21 protein-coding genes are annotated in these 21754 nt (G+C 66.2%); 12 read left to right on the forward strand and 9 right to left on the reverse strand.

Annotated features, from left to right (window positions below):
* Positions 1–435 precede the first annotated feature (435 nt).
* Positions 436–2379 (forward strand): acetate--CoA ligase, encoded by a 1944-nt coding sequence (gene acs / locus HQ354_RS05950; RefSeq protein ID WP_222634417.1) that lies wholly within the window; start codon positions 436–438, stop codon positions 2377–2379.
* A gap of 54 nt (positions 2380–2433) precedes the next feature.
* Here acs and HQ354_RS05955 read toward each other — a convergent pair whose 3' ends face one another.
* The gene (locus HQ354_RS05955; RefSeq protein ID WP_243636750.1) at positions 2434–3807 is read right to left on the reverse strand and encodes an MFS transporter; all 1374 of its coding nucleotides are present in this window, start codon (positions 3805–3807) and stop codon (positions 2434–2436) included.
* Between the two features lie 194 nt (positions 3808–4001).
* Here HQ354_RS05955 and HQ354_RS05960 point away from each other — a divergent pair, with 194 nt between their 5' ends.
* The 3 genes from HQ354_RS05960 to HQ354_RS05970 all read left to right on the forward strand — a co-directional run bounded on the left by HQ354_RS05960 (position 4002) and on the right by HQ354_RS05970 (position 6740).
* Positions 4002–4520, forward strand: a complete 519-nt coding sequence (locus HQ354_RS05960) for a phage holin family protein (RefSeq protein WP_261768510.1) — start codon at positions 4002–4004, stop codon at positions 4518–4520.
* Positions 4521–4544: 24 nt separating this feature from the next.
* Positions 4545–5480, forward strand: a complete 936-nt coding sequence (locus tag HQ354_RS05965) for an alpha/beta fold hydrolase (RefSeq protein WP_222634415.1) — start codon at positions 4545–4547, stop codon at positions 5478–5480.
* Positions 5481–5561: 81 nt separating this feature from the next.
* Complete coding sequence (locus HQ354_RS05970) at positions 5562–6740, forward strand: acetyl-CoA C-acyltransferase (RefSeq protein ID WP_222634414.1); 1179 nt, start codon at positions 5562–5564, stop codon at positions 6738–6740.
* Positions 6741–6801: 61 nt separating this feature from the next.
* Here the strand turns inward: HQ354_RS05970 and HQ354_RS05975 are convergent, their stop codons facing one another.
* Genes HQ354_RS05975 through nth form a run of 4 tightly spaced genes read right to left on the reverse strand, consistent with a single transcriptional unit; the run spans position 6802 to position 10092 of the window.
* A complete protein-coding gene (locus HQ354_RS05975) occupies positions 6802–7992 on the reverse strand; it encodes a MarP family serine protease (protein WP_068426599.1) in 1191 nt (396 codons plus the stop codon).
* Positions 7989–8702 (reverse strand): CoA pyrophosphatase, encoded by a 714-nt coding sequence (locus HQ354_RS05980; RefSeq protein WP_222634413.1) that lies wholly within the window; start codon positions 8700–8702, stop codon positions 7989–7991. The genes HQ354_RS05975 and HQ354_RS05980 overlap by 4 nt, the downstream gene beginning before the upstream one ends.
* Positions 8699–9358: a TlpA disulfide reductase family protein gene (locus HQ354_RS05985; protein WP_114330458.1), complete on the reverse strand. Its 660-nt coding sequence runs from the start codon at positions 9356–9358 to the stop codon at positions 8699–8701. The genes HQ354_RS05980 and HQ354_RS05985 overlap by 4 nt, the downstream gene beginning before the upstream one ends.
* Positions 9355–10092, reverse strand: a complete 738-nt coding sequence (gene nth, locus HQ354_RS05990) for an endonuclease III (RefSeq protein ID WP_261768530.1) — start codon at positions 10090–10092, stop codon at positions 9355–9357. Before nth ends, HQ354_RS05985 begins: the two co-directional genes overlap by 4 nt.
* Positions 10093–10253: 161 nt before the next feature.
* On the opposite strand from nth, the gene HQ354_RS05995 reads away from it, so the two are divergent.
* Positions 10254–10514 (forward strand): hypothetical protein, encoded by a 261-nt coding sequence (locus HQ354_RS05995; RefSeq protein ID WP_222634411.1) that lies wholly within the window; start codon positions 10254–10256, stop codon positions 10512–10514.
* Positions 10515–10770: 256 nt separating this feature from the next.
* Positions 10771–11445 carry a Crp/Fnr family transcriptional regulator gene (locus HQ354_RS06000; protein ID WP_019662947.1) on the forward strand — a complete coding sequence of 225 codons (675 nt, stop codon included), beginning with the start codon at positions 10771–10773 and terminating at the stop codon, positions 11443–11445.
* On the opposite strand, the gene HQ354_RS06005 is transcribed toward HQ354_RS06000, so the two are convergent.
* The gene (locus HQ354_RS06005; protein WP_068426615.1) at positions 11442–12221 is read right to left on the reverse strand and encodes an MBL fold metallo-hydrolase; all 780 of its coding nucleotides are present in this window, start codon (positions 12219–12221) and stop codon (positions 11442–11444) included. The two genes, HQ354_RS06000 and HQ354_RS06005, sit on opposite strands and share 4 nt — an antisense overlap.
* A gap of 17 nt (positions 12222–12238) precedes the next feature.
* Here HQ354_RS06005 and HQ354_RS06010 point away from each other — a divergent pair, with 17 nt between their 5' ends.
* Positions 12239–13096: a Gfo/Idh/MocA family protein gene (locus HQ354_RS06010; protein ID WP_068426622.1), complete on the forward strand. Its 858-nt coding sequence runs from the start codon at positions 12239–12241 to the stop codon at positions 13094–13096.
* Positions 13097–13133: 37 nt separating this feature from the next.
* Here HQ354_RS06010 and HQ354_RS06015 read toward each other — a convergent pair whose 3' ends face one another.
* Positions 13134–13589 carry a RidA family protein gene (locus HQ354_RS06015; RefSeq protein WP_068426624.1) on the reverse strand — a complete coding sequence of 152 codons (456 nt, stop codon included), beginning with the start codon at positions 13587–13589 and terminating at the stop codon, positions 13134–13136.
* A 3-nt stretch (positions 13590–13592) separates the two neighbouring features.
* Positions 13593–13760 (reverse strand): DUF4177 domain-containing protein, encoded by a 168-nt coding sequence (locus tag HQ354_RS06020; protein ID WP_114330453.1) that lies wholly within the window; start codon positions 13758–13760, stop codon positions 13593–13595.
* 59 nt (positions 13761–13819) lie between these two features.
* Between HQ354_RS06020 and HQ354_RS06025 the strand changes: the two genes are divergently transcribed.
* From HQ354_RS06025 to HQ354_RS06040, 4 genes are read left to right on the forward strand one after another with little or no spacing between them, the layout of a single operon-like run.
* Positions 13820–15187 carry a WS/DGAT domain-containing protein gene (locus tag HQ354_RS06025; protein WP_068426626.1) on the forward strand — a complete coding sequence of 456 codons (1368 nt, stop codon included), beginning with the start codon at positions 13820–13822 and terminating at the stop codon, positions 15185–15187.
* A 13-nt stretch (positions 15188–15200) separates the two neighbouring features.
* On the forward strand, positions 15201–16559 hold the full coding sequence (locus tag HQ354_RS25865; RefSeq protein ID WP_222634410.1) for a wax ester/triacylglycerol synthase domain-containing protein: 1359 nt from the start codon (positions 15201–15203) through the stop codon (positions 16557–16559).
* Between the two features lie 48 nt (positions 16560–16607).
* Entirely contained in the window at positions 16608–17615 is a 1008-nt protein-coding gene (locus HQ354_RS06035; RefSeq protein ID WP_068426634.1) for an ArsA-related P-loop ATPase, read from the forward strand.
* Positions 17612–18745 carry an ArsA family ATPase gene (locus HQ354_RS06040; RefSeq protein WP_068426635.1) on the forward strand — a complete coding sequence of 378 codons (1134 nt, stop codon included), beginning with the start codon at positions 17612–17614 and terminating at the stop codon, positions 18743–18745. The genes HQ354_RS06035 and HQ354_RS06040 overlap by 4 nt, the downstream gene beginning before the upstream one ends.
* 6 nt (positions 18746–18751) lie before the next feature.
* On the opposite strand, the gene HQ354_RS06045 is transcribed toward HQ354_RS06040, so the two are convergent.
* Positions 18752–19075 (reverse strand): WhiB family transcriptional regulator, encoded by a 324-nt coding sequence (locus tag HQ354_RS06045; RefSeq protein ID WP_068426636.1) that lies wholly within the window; start codon positions 19073–19075, stop codon positions 18752–18754.
* A gap of 299 nt (positions 19076–19374) precedes the next feature.
* On the opposite strand from HQ354_RS06045, the gene HQ354_RS06050 reads away from it, so the two are divergent.
* The gene (locus HQ354_RS06050) at positions 19375–21732 is read left to right on the forward strand and encodes a penicillin-binding protein (RefSeq protein ID WP_068426639.1); all 2358 of its coding nucleotides are present in this window, start codon (positions 19375–19377) and stop codon (positions 21730–21732) included.
* The last annotated feature ends 22 nt before the right edge of the window (positions 21733–21754 follow it).

Below are 21754 nucleotides of genomic sequence, written 5' to 3' on the forward strand. Positions count from 1 at the left end.
CTTCGGTTCGATCGCGGGTTCGCCGCGATCGACCCCATGGGCGTCACGCCCACGGAGTATGTGGGGGCGACCGCCTACCCCGCGTCGTACGCGGGGGCAACGATCTGAATACACAGGACTCTAGACACATCCTGAGATGACGATGTGAGCTCCCCCGCAAATTGCTGACTCACGAGTAACCACGCAACATGATCGAAACGTTTCGGCAACTCGTTTTCGACGCCGCACGCGCCCCTACGTTCGGACCTGCCCGACGGGACGGCCCTGAATACCGCCTACCGCGCCAAACCGACCGATCGCCGCAGATCACAGGGTTGCACGGCGCTGCAACGATGCGACCGCGCTCACATGTGACTACGCTCACTAGCGCCTGCAAGCCCGTGTTCGGTGATGTGCTGAGCGGCGAAATCGACGGACGAAAGAGAGCTATTCGAGATGACGACCAGTACCTCCGGAGCCCATGAGACCGCGTCGGATTCGTATCCGCCCTCCGCGGATTTCGCGGCTCAGGCGAACGCGACTGCGGACCTGTACACCGAGGCCGAGAAGGACCGTCTGGCGTTCTGGGCCGAGCAGGCACGCAGGCTGCACTGGCACACCCCGTTCACCGAGGTGCTCGACTGGTCCGATGCGCCCGTTGCGAAGTGGTTCGGCGACGGCGAACTCAACGTCGCCTACAACTGCGTCGACCGGCACGTCATCGACGGGCACGGCGACCAGGTCGCGATCCACTGGGAAGGCGAGCCGGGCGATTCTCGCGATGTCACCTACTCGGATCTGCTCGCCGAGGTGTCCCAGGCCGCGAACACGTTGACCGACCTGGGACTCGTCGCCGGCGACCGCGTCGCGATTTACATGCCGATGATCCCCGAAGCGATCGTTTCCATCCTCGCGTGCGCCCGCCTCGGACTGACCCACTCGGTCGTCTTCGCCGGCTTCTCCGCCACCGCCCTGCGCTCGCGCGTCGACGACGCCGAAGCCAAACTCGTCATCACCACCGACGGCCAGTGGCGACGCGGCAAGCCCGCCCCGATCAAAGCCACCGTCGACGAAGCAGTCGACGGCGCCGCCTCCATCGAGCATGTTCTGGTCGTCAAGCGCACCGACTCCGACGTTTCCTGGACCGACGGGCGCGACCTGTGGTGGCACGACACCGTCGCCAAGGCGTCTACCGAGCACGAGGCGCAGCCGTTCCCGGCCGAGCACCCACTGTTCATCCTCTATACCTCGGGGACGACGGGTAAGCCCAAGGGCATCATCCACACCTCGGGCGGCTACCTGACGCAGACCTCGTACACCCACCACAACGTCTTCGACCACAAGGCCGGCAAGGACGTCTACTGGTGCACCGCCGACATCGGTTGGGTCACAGGGCATTCCTACATCGTGTATGGCCCGCTCTCGAACCGTGCAACTCAGGTGGTCTACGAAGGAACCCCCAATTCGCCTGACGAGCACCGGCATTGGAACGTCATCGAGAAGTACAAGGTCTCGATCTACTACACCTCCCCCACCCTCGTGCGCACATTCATGAAGTGGGGCAAGGAGATTCCCGAAGCACACGACCTGTCGACGGTCCGCCTGCTGGGTTCGGTCGGTGAACCCATCAACCCCGAAGCGTGGCGCTGGTTCCGCGACGTCGTCGGCGGCGGCACCGCACCCATCGTCGACACCTGGTGGCAGACCGAGACCGGATCGATCATGGTTTCCCCGCTCCCCGGCGTCACCTCGACCAAACCCGGCTCCGCACAGACCCCGCTACCGGGCATCTCGGCCAAGATCGTCGACGACGACGCCCAGCCTCTCGGCCCCGGCGGCAACGGCTACCTCGTTCTCGACCAGCCCTGGCCGTCGATGCTCCGCGGCATCTGGGGCGACATGGATCGCTACAAGGAAACCTACTGGTCCCGCTATCCCGAGCAGGGCTGGTACTTCGCCGGTGACGGCGCCCGCTTCGACGACGGCGGCGACCTGTGGGTCCTCGGCCGCGTCGACGACGTCATGAACGTCTCCGGCCACCGCATCTCCACCAGCGAGGTCGAATCCGCCCTCGTCGGGCATCACGGTGTTGCCGAAGCAGCCGTCGTCGGCGCCGCGGACGAGACCACCGGTCAGGGCATCGTGGCGTTCGTGATCCTGCGCTCCGGAGTGGAGAACACCGGCGACGACCTCATCGCCGAGCTGAAAGCCGAAGTGGCCAAGGAGATCTCACCGATCGCCAAGCCACGGGAGATTTCGATCGTCCCCGAACTGCCGAAGACCCGCTCCGGCAAGATCATGCGACGCCTCCTGCGCGACGTCGCCGAAGGCCGCGACCTCGGCGACACCTCCACGCTCGTCGACCCCGCTGTCTTCGAGGCGATCAAGAAAGGCCGCTGACGCGGCTCGTGCGTGCGAATGTATAGCCCGCTATACATTCGCACGCACGTGTGTTTACACGTTCTCGAGCTGCTGATCCCTGGTCTCCCGCATGACGATCAGCGAGATCAACGTCAGTGCGGCGACGATGGCCAGGTAGACACCGACCCAGCCGACGCCGTAGGACGACACCAGCCACGTCGCGATGAACGGCGCCACCGCGGCACCGAGGATCGACGACGTGTTGTACGCGATTCCGGATCCGGTGTAGCGCACGTTCGTCGAGAAGAGTTCGGGCAGAACGGCACTCATCGGGCCGAATGTCAGACCCATCAGTGCGAGTCCGATGCACATGAACACCAGCATCCGACCCGCGGTCGCCTCCGACGGAGCGGCGAGCCAGTTGAACGACAGACCGAACACGATGATCGCCGCCGTGATGACGATCAGCGTGGGGCGACGACCGAAGCGGTCCGCGAGCCAGCCCGCGACCGGGATGAGTGCGGCGAAGAACAGCACGGCGATCAGCTGCAGTTCGAGGAAGTCGGTGTACGGAATGGTGATCTTCGGACCGTTGACGTCGGACACCTTGCCGGTGCCGTAGCTGACCACCCACGTCGTCATGATGTAGAAGAGCGTGTACGTCGCGAGCATGACGAACGTGCCGATGATGAGCTGACGCCAGCTGGTCTTGAAGACCTCTGCGAGCGGCGTCTTGACCTTCTGTCCACGCTGGACCGCAAGCTTGAACACCGGCGTCTCCTCGAGCTTCAGACGCACGTAGAGACCGATGATCACCATGACGGCGCTGAGCAGGAACGGAATTCGCCAGCCCCACGTGAGGAACGCGTGGTCGGTGCCGGAGTTGGCCGCGTCGTAACCCGTCATCATGACGATGAGCAGGAAGATGCCGTTGGCGAAGAAGAAGCCGATCGGCGCACCGAGCTGCGGGTACATCGCAGCCCAGGCGCGCTTGCCCGGTTTCGCGGTCTCCGTCGCGAGCAGTGCTGCGCCACTCCACTCGCCGCCGAGGCCGACGCCCTGCGCGAAGCGCATCAACGCCAGCAACGCGGGCGCGAGAATGCCTGCGGCTGCGTACGTCGGCAACAGTCCGATGGCGAACGTGGCGATACCCATCGTCAGAAGCGAGCCGACGAGAGTGGCCTTGCGTCCGATCCGGTCACCGAAGTGGCCGAACAGGATCGAGCCGACGGGACGAGCGACGAATGCGAGGCCGAACGTGGCGAACGACGCCAGCAGAGCCGTCGTGTCGTTGCCTGCCGGGAAGAACAGCTTGGGGAAGACCAGAACGGCCGCGGTGGCGTAGATGTAGAAGTCGAAGAACTCGATCGACGTCCCGACCATGGAAGCAACGACGATACGAGACCGTGGTACCTCCGGTGCCGGTGCCGTGGTGCCGTCGCCGGGAACGGCGGAGGTAGTGCTCACGGTTGTGCTCCTGAAGAGAGGGTATGTACGAGTGTGCAAATTACCTGATCACAACCTGAGAAAATCAGCGGATCCCGAATATCGGCGACATGGACGGCAGCCGCCTGAGCGCTTCCGACCTGTTCGGCACTAGTGTTACGGCAGACCGGCCGAGACCAGAATCATCAGCACCAGCAAGTGGAGGGGTCGAGAAGTTGAGCGAGACCAATCGCGGCAATGGCACTGCAGGCAACGGCACTGCATACCCGGAGGGCGTACCGAACACGATCTCGTCGATCCCTCTGTCGGACCCCGACTACCGCGCCCCGGGAACCGGCAGCATCGGCAGCCTGGTCAAGGACGCGACGACGCAGGTCTCCACTCTGGTTCGTGCCGAGGTCGAGCTCGCCAAGGCGGAGGTGACCGGTGAGATCAAGAAGGGCCTGCAGGGAAGCCTGTTCTTCATCCTCGCTCTCGCGGTCCTCATCTTCAGCGCCTTCTTCTTCTTTTTCTTCGCCGCCGAGACTCTCGACATCTGGTTGCCCCGGTGGGCTGCGTTCCTGATCGTCTTCGCCTTCATGGTTCTCGTGGCCGCGGTCCTCGCGTTCCTCGGATACCGGCGGGTGAAGAAACTGCGCAAGCCCGAGAAGACCATCGACTCGCTGAAGCAGGCGTCGACGGTTCTGCCGAACCAGCACGAGACCACGCCCGGCATCCCCGGTTACAAGAAGTAGCGACGCGCGTCGCCGGGCTCGCCGATGATCCAGCCTGATCCGTCCACCGTTCGCTTCGGTGGACCGTGGATCCACCGCGACGTCCATGCCAACGGCATCCGATTTCACGTCGTCGAGACCGCCGATGCGCCGTCGGACGCCCCGCTCGTCGTTCTTCTGCACGGCTTCGCCGATTTCTGGTGGTCGTGGCGCCATCAACTGACGGCGCTGTCGAGCGCCGGTTTTCGGGCGGTGGCCGTCGACCTGCGCGGTTACGGCGACACCGACAAACCGCCTCGCGGCTACGACGGTTGGACCCTGGCCGGTGACGTCGTCGGGCTCATTCGCGCTCTCGGCTACACCAACGCGACGCTGGTGGGACACGCCGACGGCGGTCTCGTCTGTTGGGCGACGGCCGCGCTGCATCCGCGTATGACACGCGCGATCGGCCTGGTCGGGTCGCCCCACCCCATCGCGCTGCGGCACGGCGTCCTGCGCGACAAGGGTCAGCGACGCGCACTGCTGCCGTTCTTCCTGCGCTATCAGGTCCCGATCGCGCCCGAGCGTGCCTTGACCAAGGACGACGGGGCTGCCGTCGAGCGCATTCTGCGAGCGCGGACCTCCGCTTCGTGGCAGAACAGCGACGAGTTCGACGGTGTCGCGACGCAGATGCGATCCGCGATTCGCATCGCCGGTGCCGCGCACTGCGCGTTGGAATATCAGCGGTGGGCGTTCCGCAGCCAATTCCGGTCCGACGGGCGCCGATTCATGCAGGCGATGGACACGACACTCGACATTCCCGTTCTGCAGATCCACGGTGAACACGATCCGTACGTGCTGCGGAAGACCGTCGCGGCCGACGCGAAGTGGGCACCGCAACGGCGTCTGCACACCGTCGTCGGCGCGGGTCACTACACGCATCAGGAAGCGCCCGACGAGGTGACGGCGGAGCTTCTGGCGCTGTGCCGCGATCAGCCCTGACGCCCGCGGGAGCTGGGCGCGTGCGAAAACGCTAGGACGCCCAAGTATTGTGCGTCTCACCGACGACCACGGGAGACGCACATGACACAGACCGTACTGATTGCGGGCGCACGGACGCCGATCGGAAAACTTGCCGGCGCACTGGCGTCGCTCAGCGCAGCGGATCTCGGCGCGCACGCGATCCGCGGCGCACTCGAGAAGGCCGGGGTCGACGTCGGATCCGTCGACGCGGTCATCATGGGCAATGTCGTACAGGCAGGTGTCGGGCCGAACCCGGCCCGCCAGGCGGCAGCAGCCGCGTCGATCCCGCTGACGACGCCTGCGATCACGATCAACAACCTGTGCCTGTCCGGACTGCAGGCCATCATCGACGGCGATCGGCTGATCAAGTCCGGTGACGCCGACATCGTCGTCGCAGGCGGCATGGAATCGATGACCAACGCGCCCTATCTCGCGCGCGGTGCACGCACCGGATTCCGCTACGGCTCGGCGTCACTCGACGATTCCCTCGACCGCGATGCCCTCATCTGCGCGTTCGACGACGTGTCCATGGGCGAGGCCACCGACCGCTACGTGAAGGGCACCGACATCGATCGCGCCGGCCAGGACGCGTTCGCCGCTCGCTCACACGAACTCGCTGCTGCGGCGACCGAGGACGGCCGGTTCGGCGACGAGATCGTGCCCGTCGAGATCAAGAGCCGCCGCGGATCGACGACGGTCTCCGACGACGAGGGCATCCGGGCCGGCACGACCGCCGAAAGTCTCGGCAAGTTGCGTCCCGCGTTCCTCGAAGACGGCACGATCACGGCCGGGTCCGCGTCACAGCTGTCCGACGGCGCCGCCGCCGTGGTGTTGATGAGCAAGACGAAGGCCGAGGAGCTCGGCTTGGAATGGATCGCCGAGCTGGGCACGTCGGCGTTCGTCGCCGGCCCGGACACCTCGCTGCTGCACCAGCCCGCCAACGCGATCGCGAAGGCGCTCGAAAAGGATGGCGAACTGAAGGTCGGCGACCTCGACGTCGTCGAGATCAACGAGGCGTTCGCCGGTGTCGCACTCGCGACGGTCGGTCAGCTCGGCCTGGACGCCGACAAGGTGAACATTCACGGCGGCGCGATCGCTCTCGGCCATCCCGTCGGCATGTCGGGTGCGCGCCTCGCGCTCTCGCTGGCGCATTCGCTGAAGCGCCGCGGCGGTGGCGTCGGCGCTGCGGCCCTGTGCGGCGGTGGCGGTCAGGGCAACGCGCTGATTCTCCGGGCCTGACGCCGTCGTGCGTGCGAATGTACAGCGGGCTGTACATTCGCACGCACGTGCGGCGTAGCCGCTACACGATGCAGGCGCCGGTGCCGACAACGCTCGAGCTGTTGACACCACTGGCCAGCTCGTCGCCGATCTCGTCGGCCGTCAGCACGAATCCGGTGTCGGGGTCGTCGACGGCCGCACCGAACACGAGTCCGAGCACCTGGCCGTCCTCGGCGACGAGCGGTCCGCCGGAGTTGCCCTGACGCACCGATCCGCGGACCGTGTACACCTGACGTTCGACGGTCCCGGTTCGATAGATGTCCGGCCCTTCCAGGTTCAGGGTTTCGCGAATACGTGCCGGACTCGCCGTGTACGGGCCACCTCCTGGGTAGCCGAGCACGATCGCGCTCTCCCCCGACACCGCAGGCTCCGGCGAGAAGTTCATGACGGGCACGTCCAGCCCGGGGACTCGCAGGATCGCGACGTCTTCTTCGGGATCGAACAGCACGACCTCGGCGTCGTAGACCGTGCCGAGCGAATCGACGGTGACGCCTTCGGTTCCGGCCACGACGTGCGCGTTGGTCATGACGACCTGCGGTGCGACGACGAATCCGGATCCTTCGAGCGCCTTCTGGCAACTCGGTGCGACACCGGAAACCTTCAGCACGCTCTGCTGCAACTGCGCGACGAGCGGGCTCGCGGCCAGGGCGGGATCCGGCTGTTCGACGTTCGCGACCGGCGTACGCCCGAACGGACCGATGACGTCGGGTAACCCGGACGTGTCGAGCAGCGCCGAGAATTCCTTGGGGATCCCGCGGAGCCACTGAGGTGCGACCTCGTCGACCTTGCCGAGCACCTGCGAACTGCGCACGGCAGTGGCGACCTCGGGTTGCGACGACGACGTCAGCGGTATCGCCAGTAGCCACGCCGCGGCGAGCACGGCCGCAGCCTGCAGGACCGCGCCGACGCCGCTGTCCACGGACCGGGCACCGCGCGAATGCATTCCGCTACGGAGTGCCCGCCCGAGAACCATCCCGGACACCTCGCCGATGATGACGAGAACCACGATGAGCGCGATGCCGACGAACACGCGCAGCCTCGTCCCGTCGACGTGCTCGAGAACGTGCGGTGCGATCAGGATGCCCGCGACAGCCCCGAGAATGACGCCCAGAAACGCCATCGCCGACGCCACCGCGCCCTGCCGCCATCCGGAACCCGCTGCGAGCAACGCGATACCGACGACGACGATGTCGACCCAGGTCCCGCCCGTCATCGTTCCAACCCTGCGCCAACGGCAGCCAAGCTCGCCTCCAGATCGCGAATGTCGGATGTATCCCACTCGGTCTCCCAGCCCGAGACGGCCAGAAGACCCGCAAGAATACCGCCGGTGAAGCCCCAGACGAGCATCCCGTCCACGGCGAAAGCAGGGCCTTGATACCCGGCGGGGTGTCGGACCTGAAACCGATTGTCCGGGTCGAGCAGTTCACGCAACGGCACACGGACGACGCGTTCTGCCTCGTTCGTGTCGACGACTCCGACGCGGCTCGGCGTTCTCCAGTACGCGAGCACGGGAACGACGTCGAACCGCGACGGCGGCACGTAGATTCCGGGCATCGTCGCGAGCGGTTGCACACCGGACGGATCGAGTCCCGTCTCTTCCTGTGCTTCGCGCAATGCGGTGGCTATCGGAGACTCGTCGCCGGGATCGGTTGCACCACCGGGGAAGGCGACCTGGCCGCTGTGTTGCCGAAGCGTCGCAGCTCGTTGAGTCAACAGGACGTCGGCGTCCGCGGGCAGTCCCCCGCGAGCGGCCGGATCGGCGTCGAACGCTCCACCGAAGAGCACGAGGACAGAGGCGGGACGCGTCGGCTCGGGGCCGACGGCCTTACGTTGCAGCACGGGATTGATGCCGTCGGTGTCGGTGAGGCCGCGTTCTCCCCCGGCTGCGTCGACGACGGCTTTCAACCACTGCGGCGCGGTCACCGGGCGATTCCGAGATCGGTGCGAACGGCCTCGTCGATCTCGTCGACGCTTCGGAAAGGTTGTGGCAACACTCTGGCGACATTGCCATCCGCGTCGACGAGAATCGACACCGGTAGCACGCTCGGCGCGCCGACCGCGGCTGCTATACGGCCTGCACCGTCCTGTACACCCGGAAGGCGAACGCCGTAGTCGGCGAGCTTCGTCAACCCGTTGGCCTCGTTGCGATCCTGGTGCACGGTCAGCACGGTCAGCTCGTCCGCAACCGAGTCGGCGTACTCCTGCAGGTGCGGAAGTTCCTCCTTGCACGGTCCACACCAATACGCCCACAGGTTGATCAGAGCGGGCTTGCCCGCGAGCGCTGCACCCAGGTCGACGCGGCTGCCGTCGCCGATGCATTCGAGTTCGACACCGGCAAGCGGGCCGGACGAGACGGCCCCGGCAGGAGGCGTCGGGCATGCATCCAGGGCGGCTCGTTCCCGCAGTGGAGCAAGCGCCTGCGCAGTGTCGGCGTCGCGTCGTTCCTCGGAGATCGGGGCGCCCTGCCCCGGACCGGTCGTCGTGGTCGGTTCGTCGTTCCCCCGAGGCCAGATCGCGAACACGAGCGCGGCGACGACGACCAACGCCGCGAGGGACCACCGGCCGGCAGACGCGTTCATGACCCGCTTCCGGAAGCGGGCGTCACGCCTGACCCCGAGGGTCGTTCCGCAGGCTCCACTCCTGCCAATTCGAGAAGGTGGTCCGTCTCGGGTCCCTTCACCAACGCCGCCGCAGCCACCTTGTCGACGGGTCCCAGCCCGTAGGACGGGCAGTCCTTGGCCAGAACGCAGACTCCGCACGCGGGCTTGCGGGCGTGGCAGACGCGTCGGCCGTGGAAGATCACGCGGTGCGACAGATCCGTCCATTCCTTGCGCTCGATGAGCGCGCCGACTGCATGTTCGACCTTGACCGGGTCTTCTTCTTCGGTCCACTGCCACCGTCGGACGAGCCTGCCGAAATGCGTGTCGACGGTGATGCCGGGAACGTCGAAGGCATTACCGAGCACGACGTTGGCCGTCTTGCGACCGATACCGGGAAGCGTCACGAGGTCCTTCAGATTCCCGGGCACTTCGCCGTCGAACTTCTCCAGCAGCGCCGCGCCGAGACCGATCAACGAGTTCGCCTTGTTGCGGTAGAAGCCCGTCGTGCGGATGTACTCCTCCAGCTCGGTTCGGTCGGCTTCCGCGTAATCGCGGGCAGTGCGATATCTCACGAACAGAGCGGGCGTCACCAAGTTGACGCGTTTGTCGGTGCATTGCGCCGAGAGGATGGTCGCGACGGCGAGTTCGAGAGGAGTTGTGAAGTCGAGTTCGCAGTAGACGTGCGGAAAAGCCCGGGCCAGCTCGCGATTCATGCGGCGAGCGCGTCGCACGAGCCCCAGTCGGGTCTCCTCGCGTTTGCGCACGTCGGGGCCCGAGGCGGCAGTCGATTTCACTCCACAACTGTACGGACAAGAATCGGCAACGAATCTGCCCTGTGTTCTTATCGAGACCTTTCGGGTGTTTACTGCTCGGTATGCAAGGACTCGCCGTGGTGCTCTTTCCAGTGCTCCTGATGATGTTCGCGCTCGCCATGGAGCGTGTGGAGTTCAGGTTGAGCAAGCTGGGGGTTCACGAGCAGGAAGTCCAGGAGTTCCTCGATCAGGCCAGTTCGTCCGAGGTCGCGACGCTCGCGAACGAGGGCATGCCGCACGCGCTCGACCGTTTCAACAACCGCAAGCGCCGCGCGCCCGTCGTCGACGACGCCGAGGACCTGGCCGACCAACGCGCAAGCTGACCCCCGAAAACGCGTCGAACACCCTCGTTCGACGGTGAATTCTCGGTGAATGGTCCATTACGTGCGATTTCTTCACGACGTTTCGGTGGCGCCTGCCACTCACTTCCGATCTCGGCGACGTAGACTTCACCGAGATAAATGTCATGTTTGATTACGGACATGAGTCCGGGCGTCGTGAGAGGCGCGGACTCGTGTCGCGAGAAACGCCATCGTCGGCGCGGGTGACTGGGTCGGCGACATCCCAAAAGGAGCGCAAGTGGACGACGTCCTGGCACGGGCCGGCATCTTCCAAGGAGTCGAACCCTCCGCAGTAGCGGCGCTGACCAAGCAGCTGCAGCCGGTCGACTTCCCCCGAGGACATGTGGTCTTCAACGAGGGCGAGCCCGGTGACCGGCTGTACATCATCGTCTCCGGCAAGATCAAGCTCGGACGCCGCTCCCCGGACGGACGCGAAAACCTGCTGACGATCATGGGCCCGTCGGACATGTTCGGTGAGCTGTCGATCTTCGACCCCGGCCCCCGCACGTCGACCGCGACGACGGTCACCGAGGTGCGCGCGGTCAGCATGGATCGCGACGCACTCAAGGCGTGGATCGATCAGCGTCCCGAGATCGCCGAGCAGCTGCTGCGCGTGTTGGCCCGTCGCCTGCGTCGTACCAACAACAACCTCGCCGACCTGATCTTCACGGACGTTCCCGGACGCGTCGCCAAGGCTCTGCTGCAGCTCGCTCAGCGCTTCGGCACGCAGGAAGCCGGCTCGCTGCGCGTCACGCACGACTTGACGCAGGAAGAGATCGCCCAGCTCGTCGGCGCATCGCGCGAGACCGTCAACAAGGCTCTCGCCGACTTCGCGCACCGCGGATGGCTGCGCCTCGAAGGCAAGAGCGTGCTGATCTCGGATTCCGAGCGTCTCGCTCGTCGCGCGCGCTAGTTCTCCCGTAAGTAGGTCAGCTGCGCCTTCACCGACATGCGCGCAGCTGGCCACAGCTTCTTGTCGACGTCCGCGTAGACGTGCTTGACCACCTGCATCGGCTTGGCATCGTGACCGAGCTCGTCGAGCGCCGCCTTGATCTGATCGAGCCGTTCCAGCCGGTGCTTGCGGTAGAACCGCGCCACCTCGGCAGTGTTCGCAACCTCGGCGCCGTGCCCTGGTAGCGCGATCTTGCCGTCGCCCGCGGCTTCGAGACGGTCCAGCGACGACAGGTAGTCGGCGAGCGTGCCGTCCTTCGGGTCGAGCACCGTCGTGCCGCGACCGAGGATCGTGTCGCCGGTCAGGACCGCGTCGTCGAGGACGAAGCTGAGCGAATCCGCGGTGTGCCCGGGTGTCGCCAACACGGTGATGCGAACGCCCGCAGCGTCGATCACTTCCCCGTCGGTCAGCGTCGTGCTGCCGTGAACGTACTTCTCCGACAGCGCGCGAATCGGCGCACCCGTCATCTTGTGGAACTTCTTCAGTCCGCCCGTGTGGTCCTTGTGGCGGTGGGTCACCAACACGAGCACGACGTTGCCCGTCGACGCCACCGCGTCGAGATGGTCGGTGTCCTTCGGTCCCGGATCGACGACGACGCAGTCGCCGCTCCCCGGTGCACGAAGAATCCACGTGTTGGTGCCGTCGAGCGTCATCTTGCCTGGATTGTCGGCGAGCAGAACCGCCGCGGTGTCGGTTACCTGCCGGAGCTGACCGTAGGCCGGGTGCGCGAGAGTCATAGCCGTACTTTAGGAGTATGAGAATCGGACTGGTAGGTGCAGGCCCCTGGGCGCGGTCGACGCATGGTCCCGCGCTCGCCGCGCATCCGGGCGTCGAGTTCGCCGGAGTGTGGGCGCGACGTCCCGACGCGGCGGCGGCCGTCGGAGCGCCCGTGTACGACAGTTACGACGCGTTGCTCGCCGATGTCGACGCCGTCTCGTTCGCGGTGCCGCCGGAGGTGCAGGCACCGATGGCCGTCGCGGCAGCCGAGGCGGGCAAGCACATGCTGTTGGACAAGCCGATCGCCGCGACGCTCGACGAGGCGCGCCGGCTGGCCGACGCCGTCGGACACGCGTCGGTGCGGTCGATCGTGGCGCTGACGCGTCGGTTCGCGCCGGAGACGCGGGCGTTTCTCGCGGAGACCGACGGACGGACGTTCAGTGCCGGGTCGGGGACGTGGCTCTCGGGGGCCGTGCTGGGCGGCGAGTACTCGCTGTCCGAATGGCGCCATCGCGACGGAGCTCTGTTCGATGTGGGACCACACGTCTTCGATCTGCTGGATGTCGCGCTCGGTCCCATCGCCGGGGTCGCTCTGGCGCGACTCGATGCGGCGTCGGATACGTGGACCGTCGTGCTCGAGCACGACGGCGGCGCGATCAGCACCTCGTCGCTGTCGCTGCGGACGCCGGTGCAGCCGTCGCTGTTTCGCGTGGAACTGAGCGGCAGCGACGGTGTCGTGTCGTTGGCGGACAGGTCGACGCCCGCGACGGATTGCTTCGCGGTGCTGCTCGACGAGTTCCTGGAGTCGATCGAGTCCGGAATCGACCATCCCTGCTCGGTGCAGCGGGGTCTGCATTTGCAGAAGGTGCTCGCACACGTGAGCGCGAATACATAGAGGGCTATACATTCGCGCTCACGTGGGCCGAAGGCCCCTACACCTCGACGATCAGCTCGACCTCGACGGGCGCGTTCAGCGGCAGTTCCGCGACGCCCACCGCTGACCGGGCGTGCTTGCCCGCGTCGCCGAAGATCTCGCCGATGACGTTCGACGACCCGTTGACGACACCGGGCTGCCCGGTGAATCCAGGTGCCGACGCGACGAAGCCGACGACCTTGACGACCCGCTTGATCGCGTCGACCCCGACGAGGGCGTCGATGGCAGCCAGCGCGTTGAGGGCACAGACGCGGGCTGCCTCGGCGGCATCCTCGGCGGACACGTCGGTGCCGACCTTGCCCGTCGCGGTCAGTTCGCCTGCGACCATCGGTAGCTGTCCGGACGTGTAGACCAGCGAACCCGTCTGCACGGCCGGAATGTACGCAGCCAGAGGGGGTACGACGGACGGCAGCTCGATGCCGAGCTCGTCCAGGCGCGTCGACCAGTCAGCCATGCGTCAGACCTTCGGACGCTTGAAGTAGGCCACCAACGTGTCGCCCCCGTTGGGTCCGGACATGATGGTGACGAGTTCCCAGCCCTCGGCTCCGTAGTTGTCGAGGATCTGTTTGGTCGCGTGGATCAGGACCGGCGCGGTGAAGTATTCCCAGGTGATTCGTTCGCTCATGCGGGTGAGCCTAGTCGCATTGGCGCAGACCGCTGAGTGCACCTTACAGTCCACTCACCATGGCAAAACTGGACATCAAGGACGCGGCGTTCCACTTCCTGCGCGCGGTGAGCGGACCGACGGACATGTACGGCATCTACGTGTTCGACGCCGAGGACGCCGTCCCTCCCACGTTCGAGGCGATCGAAGCGCACGTCGTAGCGCGGCGACCGGTGGTGCCAGGCCTGAACATCGTGCTGCGTGAAGCGCCACTCGGCCTCGACTTCCCGTCGTGGGTTCCCAGTGCCGGCGACACCGCCGATCACCTGTCCGACCACGACCTCACGGGCACGTCGTGGCCCGAGTGCCAGACGCGCATCTCGTCCATTCTCGAGGTCGGTCTCGACGCGCGGGTCCGGGCCTGGCATCTGCACGTTCTCCGAGGCGTCCGCGATGTGCCGACGGTCGACGGCGCGGCGACGGTCGTCGTCCTGCAGGTCAGTCACGCGATGACCGACGGTCTCGGTCTCACCCGCATCGCGAGTGCACTGTTCGCACCTCCCGGGACACCCGACGACGTCGTCGGCGCAGCGCTACCCGGACACGCCCCTGTCCGACGGCCACGAGCACCGATACTGGCCGCGACCGCGTCGGTACTCGCGACGCCGATACGACTGGCCCGTTACGGACTTCACATTCGTTCGGCCCGAAAACGCTACGCAGCCAGTCGTTCTCAGCTGGCGCCGCCGGTACGGCCCGGACCGTCGACGCGGCTCACGGTCGATCCCACCGGCAGCCGTGCCGTCCACATCGTCCCGTTGCCCGCGTCGGCGCTGCGGGGACGCGGGGTTCCCGTCACGGCCGCGGCCCTGGCCGCCGTCGCGTCGGCGACCGAGAAGTACCTGCGCGCACACGGCGACGACATCCCCGACGTCCTCAACGCGAGTGTCCCGGTCTCCCTGGGTCCCGACATCGAATGGTCGTCGGCCAACCGGGCTCTGTCGTGCATGGTCGATCTGCACCTCGGTGAATCGGATCCGACCAAGCGGGCTCGACTGATCGCGGAATCGGTTGTCGCCGAACGCCGACGCGTCACGTCACCCGAACTGCTCGACATCGCTCGCGCGGAGGAACTTCTGCCTGCACCCGTCGTACTTGCCGCGCAGCGCCTTCGGCAACGTCGAAAGACCGTGCGTCCGACGACGTTCTGGACCCACACGAACGTCGTCAGCGTGGACCGCGGCCGCACTCGACCGATGCTCGAATTATGCGGCAGCCGTGTGACATTCACGTCGGGTACGCCGATGCTGGCCGAGAACCGCCCACTGGTGCACGGTTTCTTCGGTGGCGGCGACATCATCACCGTCGTCGTGCTCGCGTGCCCCGATGTCGTTCCCGACCACGAGAAGTACGTCGAATCGTTGATCGATTCGATCCGCGAACTGTGAGAGGGTGCCACACGTGAGTCGCCTCGACATCATCGACGCCGCATTCCACTACTCCGGTGATGCGTCGCGCGACCAATACGTCCTGCTCGCGTTCGCTCCGGCCGGGCCGACGCCCACGTTTCGTCAGATCTGCGATTTCGTCGAAGCCCGAGCGCAGCGCATTCCCGAACTGGCGCAACGCATCGTCGAAGTGCCGGGCAATCTCGATTTCCCGCGCTGGGTGTTCGACGACGCGCCGGCGCAGTCGCACGTTCACGAAATCTCGGACGCGCCGACGTGGCCGGAGTTCCGACGAGTCGTCGACCGCCTTCTCACCGACCCGGTCGACGCGACACGCGCGGCATGGCATATCCACGTCGCCCGCGAGGTGTCCGGGGTTCCGCAGACCCCCGGCAATGCCGTGGTCGTCGTGTTCCAGGTCAGTCACGCGTTGACGGACGGCCGAGGTGCGTCACGGCTCGCGCGGCTGTTGTTCGCGCCGAAGCCGACCGAGACGTCCGCAGGACACGAACCCGCTCGGACGTCGGCGTCGCTTCTTCCCATCGCGATCGCCTCGGCGCTTGCTCTGCCGTTTCGGACGGCGACTGCCCGCGTCGCGGCATGGCGAGCACGTCGCGACTACGAGCGCGTGCACGGTTCGCAACCAGCACAACGCGATTCACCGCGCCCCGCGATAGCGAGCAATGCCGACCCGACTCCCGCACGCGTATCGCACGTACACGTATGTCCGCCGGATCTTTTCGCGAAGAAGTCCGTGTCGGTGACGACGCTCGGGCTGGCCGCGGTGAGCCTGGCCACGGAACGGTACCTTGCCGAAATAGGCGACGGGGCGCCCGAGAGCTTGAATTCACTTGTGCCGATGGCCGTTCCCGAGGATGCACGGTGGACCGCCGTCAACCGCATCGTCAACGGAACCGTCGATCTGCACGTGAGCATCCCCGATCTGCGGAAGCGTGCACGCGCGATCCGCGAGTCGCTGTCGCGCGCCCGCGCCGAGATCGCAGACCCCGCTCTGCTGCGGTGGATCACCGCGGAGAACCGGATCCCCGCGCCGATTTTTCTGGCGATGAGGAAGCTGAACGCCCGACGCATACCGCCGAACCATCGCGTTCCCGAATCGGTGCTGACGAACGTCACCGTGGTCAGCGTCGACCGAGGCGATGCAAATCTCGAGCTGTGCGGTCGACCGGCCACCTTCACGGCCGGGTTTCCGATGCTCGGGCCTGCTCGGTCGCTCACCCACGGTTTCTACGGCCTCGGCGACGCGGTCTCGGTATGCGTCGTCGCGTGCCCCGACACGTTCCCGGACCACGAGCGCTACGCCGAGATCCTGGCCGACGCCGTCGCCGATGTTGCCGACGCAACGAGCTGAAGTGCGTTTCTGACGAGGCAGTTCGCGATTCCTCTATATGGTCGTGGTGTGGCTACATCGAGTTTCGACGGCTGGCCGGACAAGGCTGCCGCCGCGCGACTTCATTTCGTCTCGGGCAAGGGCGGCACCGGGAAGTCGACGGTCGCTGCCGCGCTGGCGTTGGCGCTCGCCGCCGACGGGCGGCGCGTCCTGCTGGTCGAGGTCGAAGGACGCCAGGGCATAGCCCAGCTGTTCGACGTTCCGCCGCTGCCGCCGACGGAGACGCGCGTGGCGTCGGCCGAGGGCGGAGGCGAGGTCTACGCGCTCGCCATCGACATCGAGACGGCGTTCCTCGAATACCTGGACATGTTCTACAACCTCGGCTTCGCCGGCCGCGCGATGCGGAAGATCGGCGCTATCGAGTTCGCGACGACCATCGCCCCCGGCCTGCGCGACGTGCTGTTGACCGGCAAGGTCAAGGAGTGCGTCATCCGCACGGACAAGGCGGGCCGGCGGGTCTACGACGAGGTCGTCGTCGACTCCCCGCCGACGGGTCGGATCGGGAATTTCCTCGACGTCACCAAAGCGATGGCAGACCTTGCGAAGGGCGGTCCGGTGCGCTCGCAGAGCGAAGGCGTCGTGCGGCTGCTGCACTCGGCCGACACCGTCGTGCACCTCGTCACGCTGCTCGAGGCGCTGCCGGTGCAGGAGACAGCCGACGCAGTGCGCGAGCTCGAAGCCGCCGACCTGCGCCTGGGCACCGTCGTCGTCAATCGCACCGAGCCTGCCTATCTCCCGGCGGACGCGCTGTCCGACGCGGCACACGGAACCGTCGACGCGGCAGCCATTCGGACCGGGCTGGAGAAGACCGGGATTTCGCTGTCCGACGACGACTTCGCGGGCCTGCTGACCGAAACCATCGAACATGCGTCGACGTTGTCCGCGCAGGTCGAGAGCGCCGCCCAGCTCGACGAGTTGGATACGGCACGCCTGCACCTTCCCATGCTCGCCGACGGCGTCGACCTCGGTGGGTTGTACGAACTGGCGGCGGAACTCAGAGAGCAGGGTGTCAAGTGACCGTTCCAAGTAAAACGGCAGTCCTCGACATCGACAGGATTCTGCGCGACGCGTCGTCGCGCATCGTCGTGGTGTGCGGGGCAGGCGGCGTCGGCAAGACGACGACGGCCGCATCGATGGCGTTGCGGGCTGCCGAGGAAGGACGCAAGGTCGTCGTGCTGACGATCGATCCGGCGCGGCGTCTCGCGCAGGCACTCGGGGTCGGTGAGCTCGACAATTCACCCCAGCCGGTGAAGCTGCCCGCCGGGGCGAAGGGCGAGCTGCACGCGATGATGCTGAACATGCGTCGCACGTTCGACGAGATGGTCATCGAGCATTCGACGCCCGAGAAGGCCGAGCAGGTGCTGGCCAACCCGTTCTATCAGACGGTTGCGTCGTCGTTCTCCGGCACGCAGGAGTACATGGCGATGGAGAAGTTGGGCCAGCTCGCCGCGGATCGGACGTGGGATCTGATCGTCGTGGACACGCCGCCGTCGCGTAACGCGCTCGACTTCCTGGACGCCCCGCAACGTCTCGGATCATTCCTCGACGGCCGGTTCATCCGGTTGCTGATGGCCCCCGGCCGCGGCCTGACACGCATGGTGACGGGCGCGATGAGCCTGGCACTACGCGGAGTGTCGACGGTGATCGGCAGCCAGATGCTGACGGACGCGTCGGCGTTCGTGCAGTCGCTGGATTCGATGTTCGGCGGCTTCCGGGAACGTGCGACGCGCACCTACCAGCTCCTGCGGGCACCCGGCACCAGTTTCATCGTGGTCGCGGCGGCGGAGCCCGACGCGCTGCGTGAGGCGGCGTTCTTCGTGGACAGGCTCAGCGGTGAGGGGATGCCGCTGGCGGGCCTCGTGCTCAATCGGACCCACCCGACGCTGTCGGCGTTGCCGGCCGATCACGCGGTCACGGCCGCGGACCAGTTGACGGACGTCGACGACGACGCAGCGGCGTTGACCGCAGCAGTTCTACGAATCCACGCTGCCCGTTCGGTGACCGCGACTCGCGAACTGCGTCTGCTCCGACGGTTCACGTCGGCGCATCCGCGAGTTCCGATCGTCGGCGTGCCGTCGTTACCGTTCGAGGTGTCGGATCTGCACGCCCTGCGTGCGGTGGCCGATCAGCTGACGCAGTCGGCCTGACCGCCGTCAGATCGCAGCTTGCTGCTGGCGCTGCGACTCGAAGAAGTCCGCCCATGATTCGACTTCGGGGTGCTGCTTGAGCAGTGCACGCCGTTGCCGTTCTGTCATCCCACCCCAGACGCCGAATTCCACCCTGTTGTCCAGTGCGTCGGCTCCGCACTGCATCAGTACAGGACAGTGCCTGCAGATCGTTGCGGCCTTACGCTGTGCCGCCCCCCTGACGAAAAGCTGGTCAGGATCCGTGCCCGAGCATCTGGCCTGGGACACCCAGGCAATTCGAGCTTCTGCTTCTTCGACATCGAGCCGCGCCGGTGCTGCTGTCGTGTGCATTTGCGGATACCCCTTTGCAATTCGAACGCCCTCGTTGGACATTCCACAAGCCCCGTACCGACGACTGCTTCACCGCTCGAAGCACACCGACTTAGGAGCTGCCCCACATTCATATGCAAGTGTTATGTGAATCACACCGTGCTCACAATTTAGGTAAAGACAGCGTCGAACGCAAGATGACAACGGCACTTTTCTGGTACGCGCGTCCCGACCAGGGCTTACTCGCATAGCTCTCCGACGGCACCTGGGACAGGGGGCGCGACACACGTACTCTGTCAGTCGTGTCAGTTGGAAAAACCGTGGCGAAGCTCGCCGGATGTTCCGCACTTGCAGGTGCTCTGTTGGCCGGCGTCATGTTCCCGTTGGCGGGAGGGTTCGGCTACGCGTCCAATCGTGCGGCCGACACCGTCGACAACGTGTCCGCCGAACTGGTCGAGGGTGCTGTTCCCGCGGTGTCGACGATGGTCGACGCCGCAGGCAATCCCATCGCCTGGTTGTACGAGCAGCGGCGATTCGAGGTGCCGAGCGACAAGATCTCCAACGAGATGAAGCTCGCCATCGTCTCCATCGAGGACAAGCGCTTCGCCGAGCACCAGGGCGTGGACTGGCAGGGCACGCTGCGCGCGTTCTTGACCAACACGACGAGCGGCCAGGTCGAGCAGGGCGCGTCGACGCTCGATCAGCAGTACGTGAAGAACTACCAGCTGCTGGTCGTCGCGAAGACCGACGCCGAGCGCCGCGCGGCGATCGAGACGACGCCTGCCCGCAAGATCCGTGAGATCCGGATGGCGCTGACGCTCGACAAGGAACTGACCAAGGACGAGATCCTGACGCGGTACCTGAACCTCGTGCCGTTCGGCAACGCGTCGTTCGGCATCCAGGACGCCGCACAGACGTACTTCGGTGTCGACGCGAGCCAGCTCGACGCCAAGCAGTCCGCGATGCTCGCCGGCATGGTGCAGTCCAGCTCCGCGCTGAATCCGTACACCAACGAGCAGGGCGTCACCGAACGACGAAACATCGTTCTGGACACGATGATCCAGAACATCCCGGACCGGGCCGACGAGTTCCGCGCCGCCAAGTCCGAGCCTCTCGGCGTCCTCCCGACGCCCAACTCGCTACCCCGGGGCTGCATCGCAGCGGGTGACCGCGGATTCTTCTGCGATTACGCACTGCAGTACCTGGCCAACGCAGGTATCAGTCGCGAGCAGATCGACAAGGGCGGATACCTCATCCGTACGACGCTCGATCCGGAGGTCCAGAACTCGACCAAAGCCGCGTTGGTGTCCAACACGAGCCCGACGGTCGACGACGTCGCGACGGTCATGAACGTCGTCGCACCGGGTCAGGATTCTCATCGCATCCTCGCGATGGGCAGTAGCCGCACGTACGGCCTCGACGCCGACGCGGACGAGACCGTGCAGGCTCAGCCGTACTCTCTCGTCGGTCACGGCGCGGGATCGATCTTCAAGGTGTTCACGACGGCAGCGGCGATGGAACGCGGCCTGGGAACGAGCGCGGTGTTGCAGGTGCCGAGACGGGCCGAGGTCAAGGGAATGGGTGACGGAGGTGCCCGCGGCTGCCCGGCTGCCACGTACTGCGTCGAGAACGCGGGTAACTACCCGGCTCAGCTGTCCGTGACCGACGCGTTGGCGCAGTCGCCGAACACCGCGTTCGTGAAGCTGATCGAGTCCGTCGGCGTCACACCGACGGTCGATATGGCGGTGCGTCTCGGGCTGCGGTCGTACGCCGACCCCAACACGTCCGGGTTCGGCGAGCAGAGCATGGCCGACATGCAGAAGTCGCAGAACCTCGGTTCGTTCACCCTCGGACCGACGTGGGTCAATCCGCTCGAGCTCTCGAACGTGGCCGCGACGCTCGCGTCCGGGGGCAAGTGGTGCCCGCCCACGCCGATCGACTCCGTGTTCGACCGTGAGGGCAAGCAGGTTCCGGTGACGCAGCAGGCCTGCGAGCAGGTCGTCGAGCCGGGTCTGGCCAACACGCTCGCGAACGCGATGAGCAAGGACGATCAGCCGGGTGGAACGTCGGCGTCGGCTGCAGGTTCGGTCGGTTGGACGCTTCCGATGGCAGGCAAGACCGGTACCACCGAGTCGCACATGTCGTCCGGATTCCTCGGGTTCACCAACCGTTACGCCGCTGCTGTGCTCACCTACGGTGACTCGCCGACGCCCGGAGAGATCTGCTCGTTCCCGCTGCGCCCGTGCGGCGACGGTAACCTGTTCGGCGGTAACGAGCCGGCCCGCACCTGGTACAACGCGATGAGTCCGGTGGCGACGAAGTTCGGTCCGGTGGAACTGCCGCCGGTGGATCAGAAGTACGTGCGAGGCTCGGCCAACGGACAGGTTCCCGACGTCACGGGTCAGTCGCAGAGTTCGGCGACGTCGACGCTGCAGGGCGCAGGCTTCCAGGTGTCGGTCGCGACCAGTGAGAGCTCGGCCTCCCGCGGGACGGTGACGTCGCAGTCACCGTCGGGTTCGGCCATTCCCGGATCGACCATCACGATCTACGTCAGCGACGGGTCGGTGCGTCAGGCTCCTGCCGCGCCCGCGGTCCCGTCCTTGCCGAACATCGAGATCCCGACCATTCCGCCGAACATTCAGATCCCGGCGATACCGGGGCTCACCGCTCCGCGCTGACGTGCGTGGGAATGTGTAGCGG

Origin of the sequence: Rhodococcus sp. BP-261 (assembly GCF_019835205.1) — a bacterium.
GTDB classification, from domain to species: domain Bacteria; phylum Actinomycetota; class Actinomycetes; order Mycobacteriales; family Mycobacteriaceae; genus Rhodococcoides; species Rhodococcoides kyotonensis_B.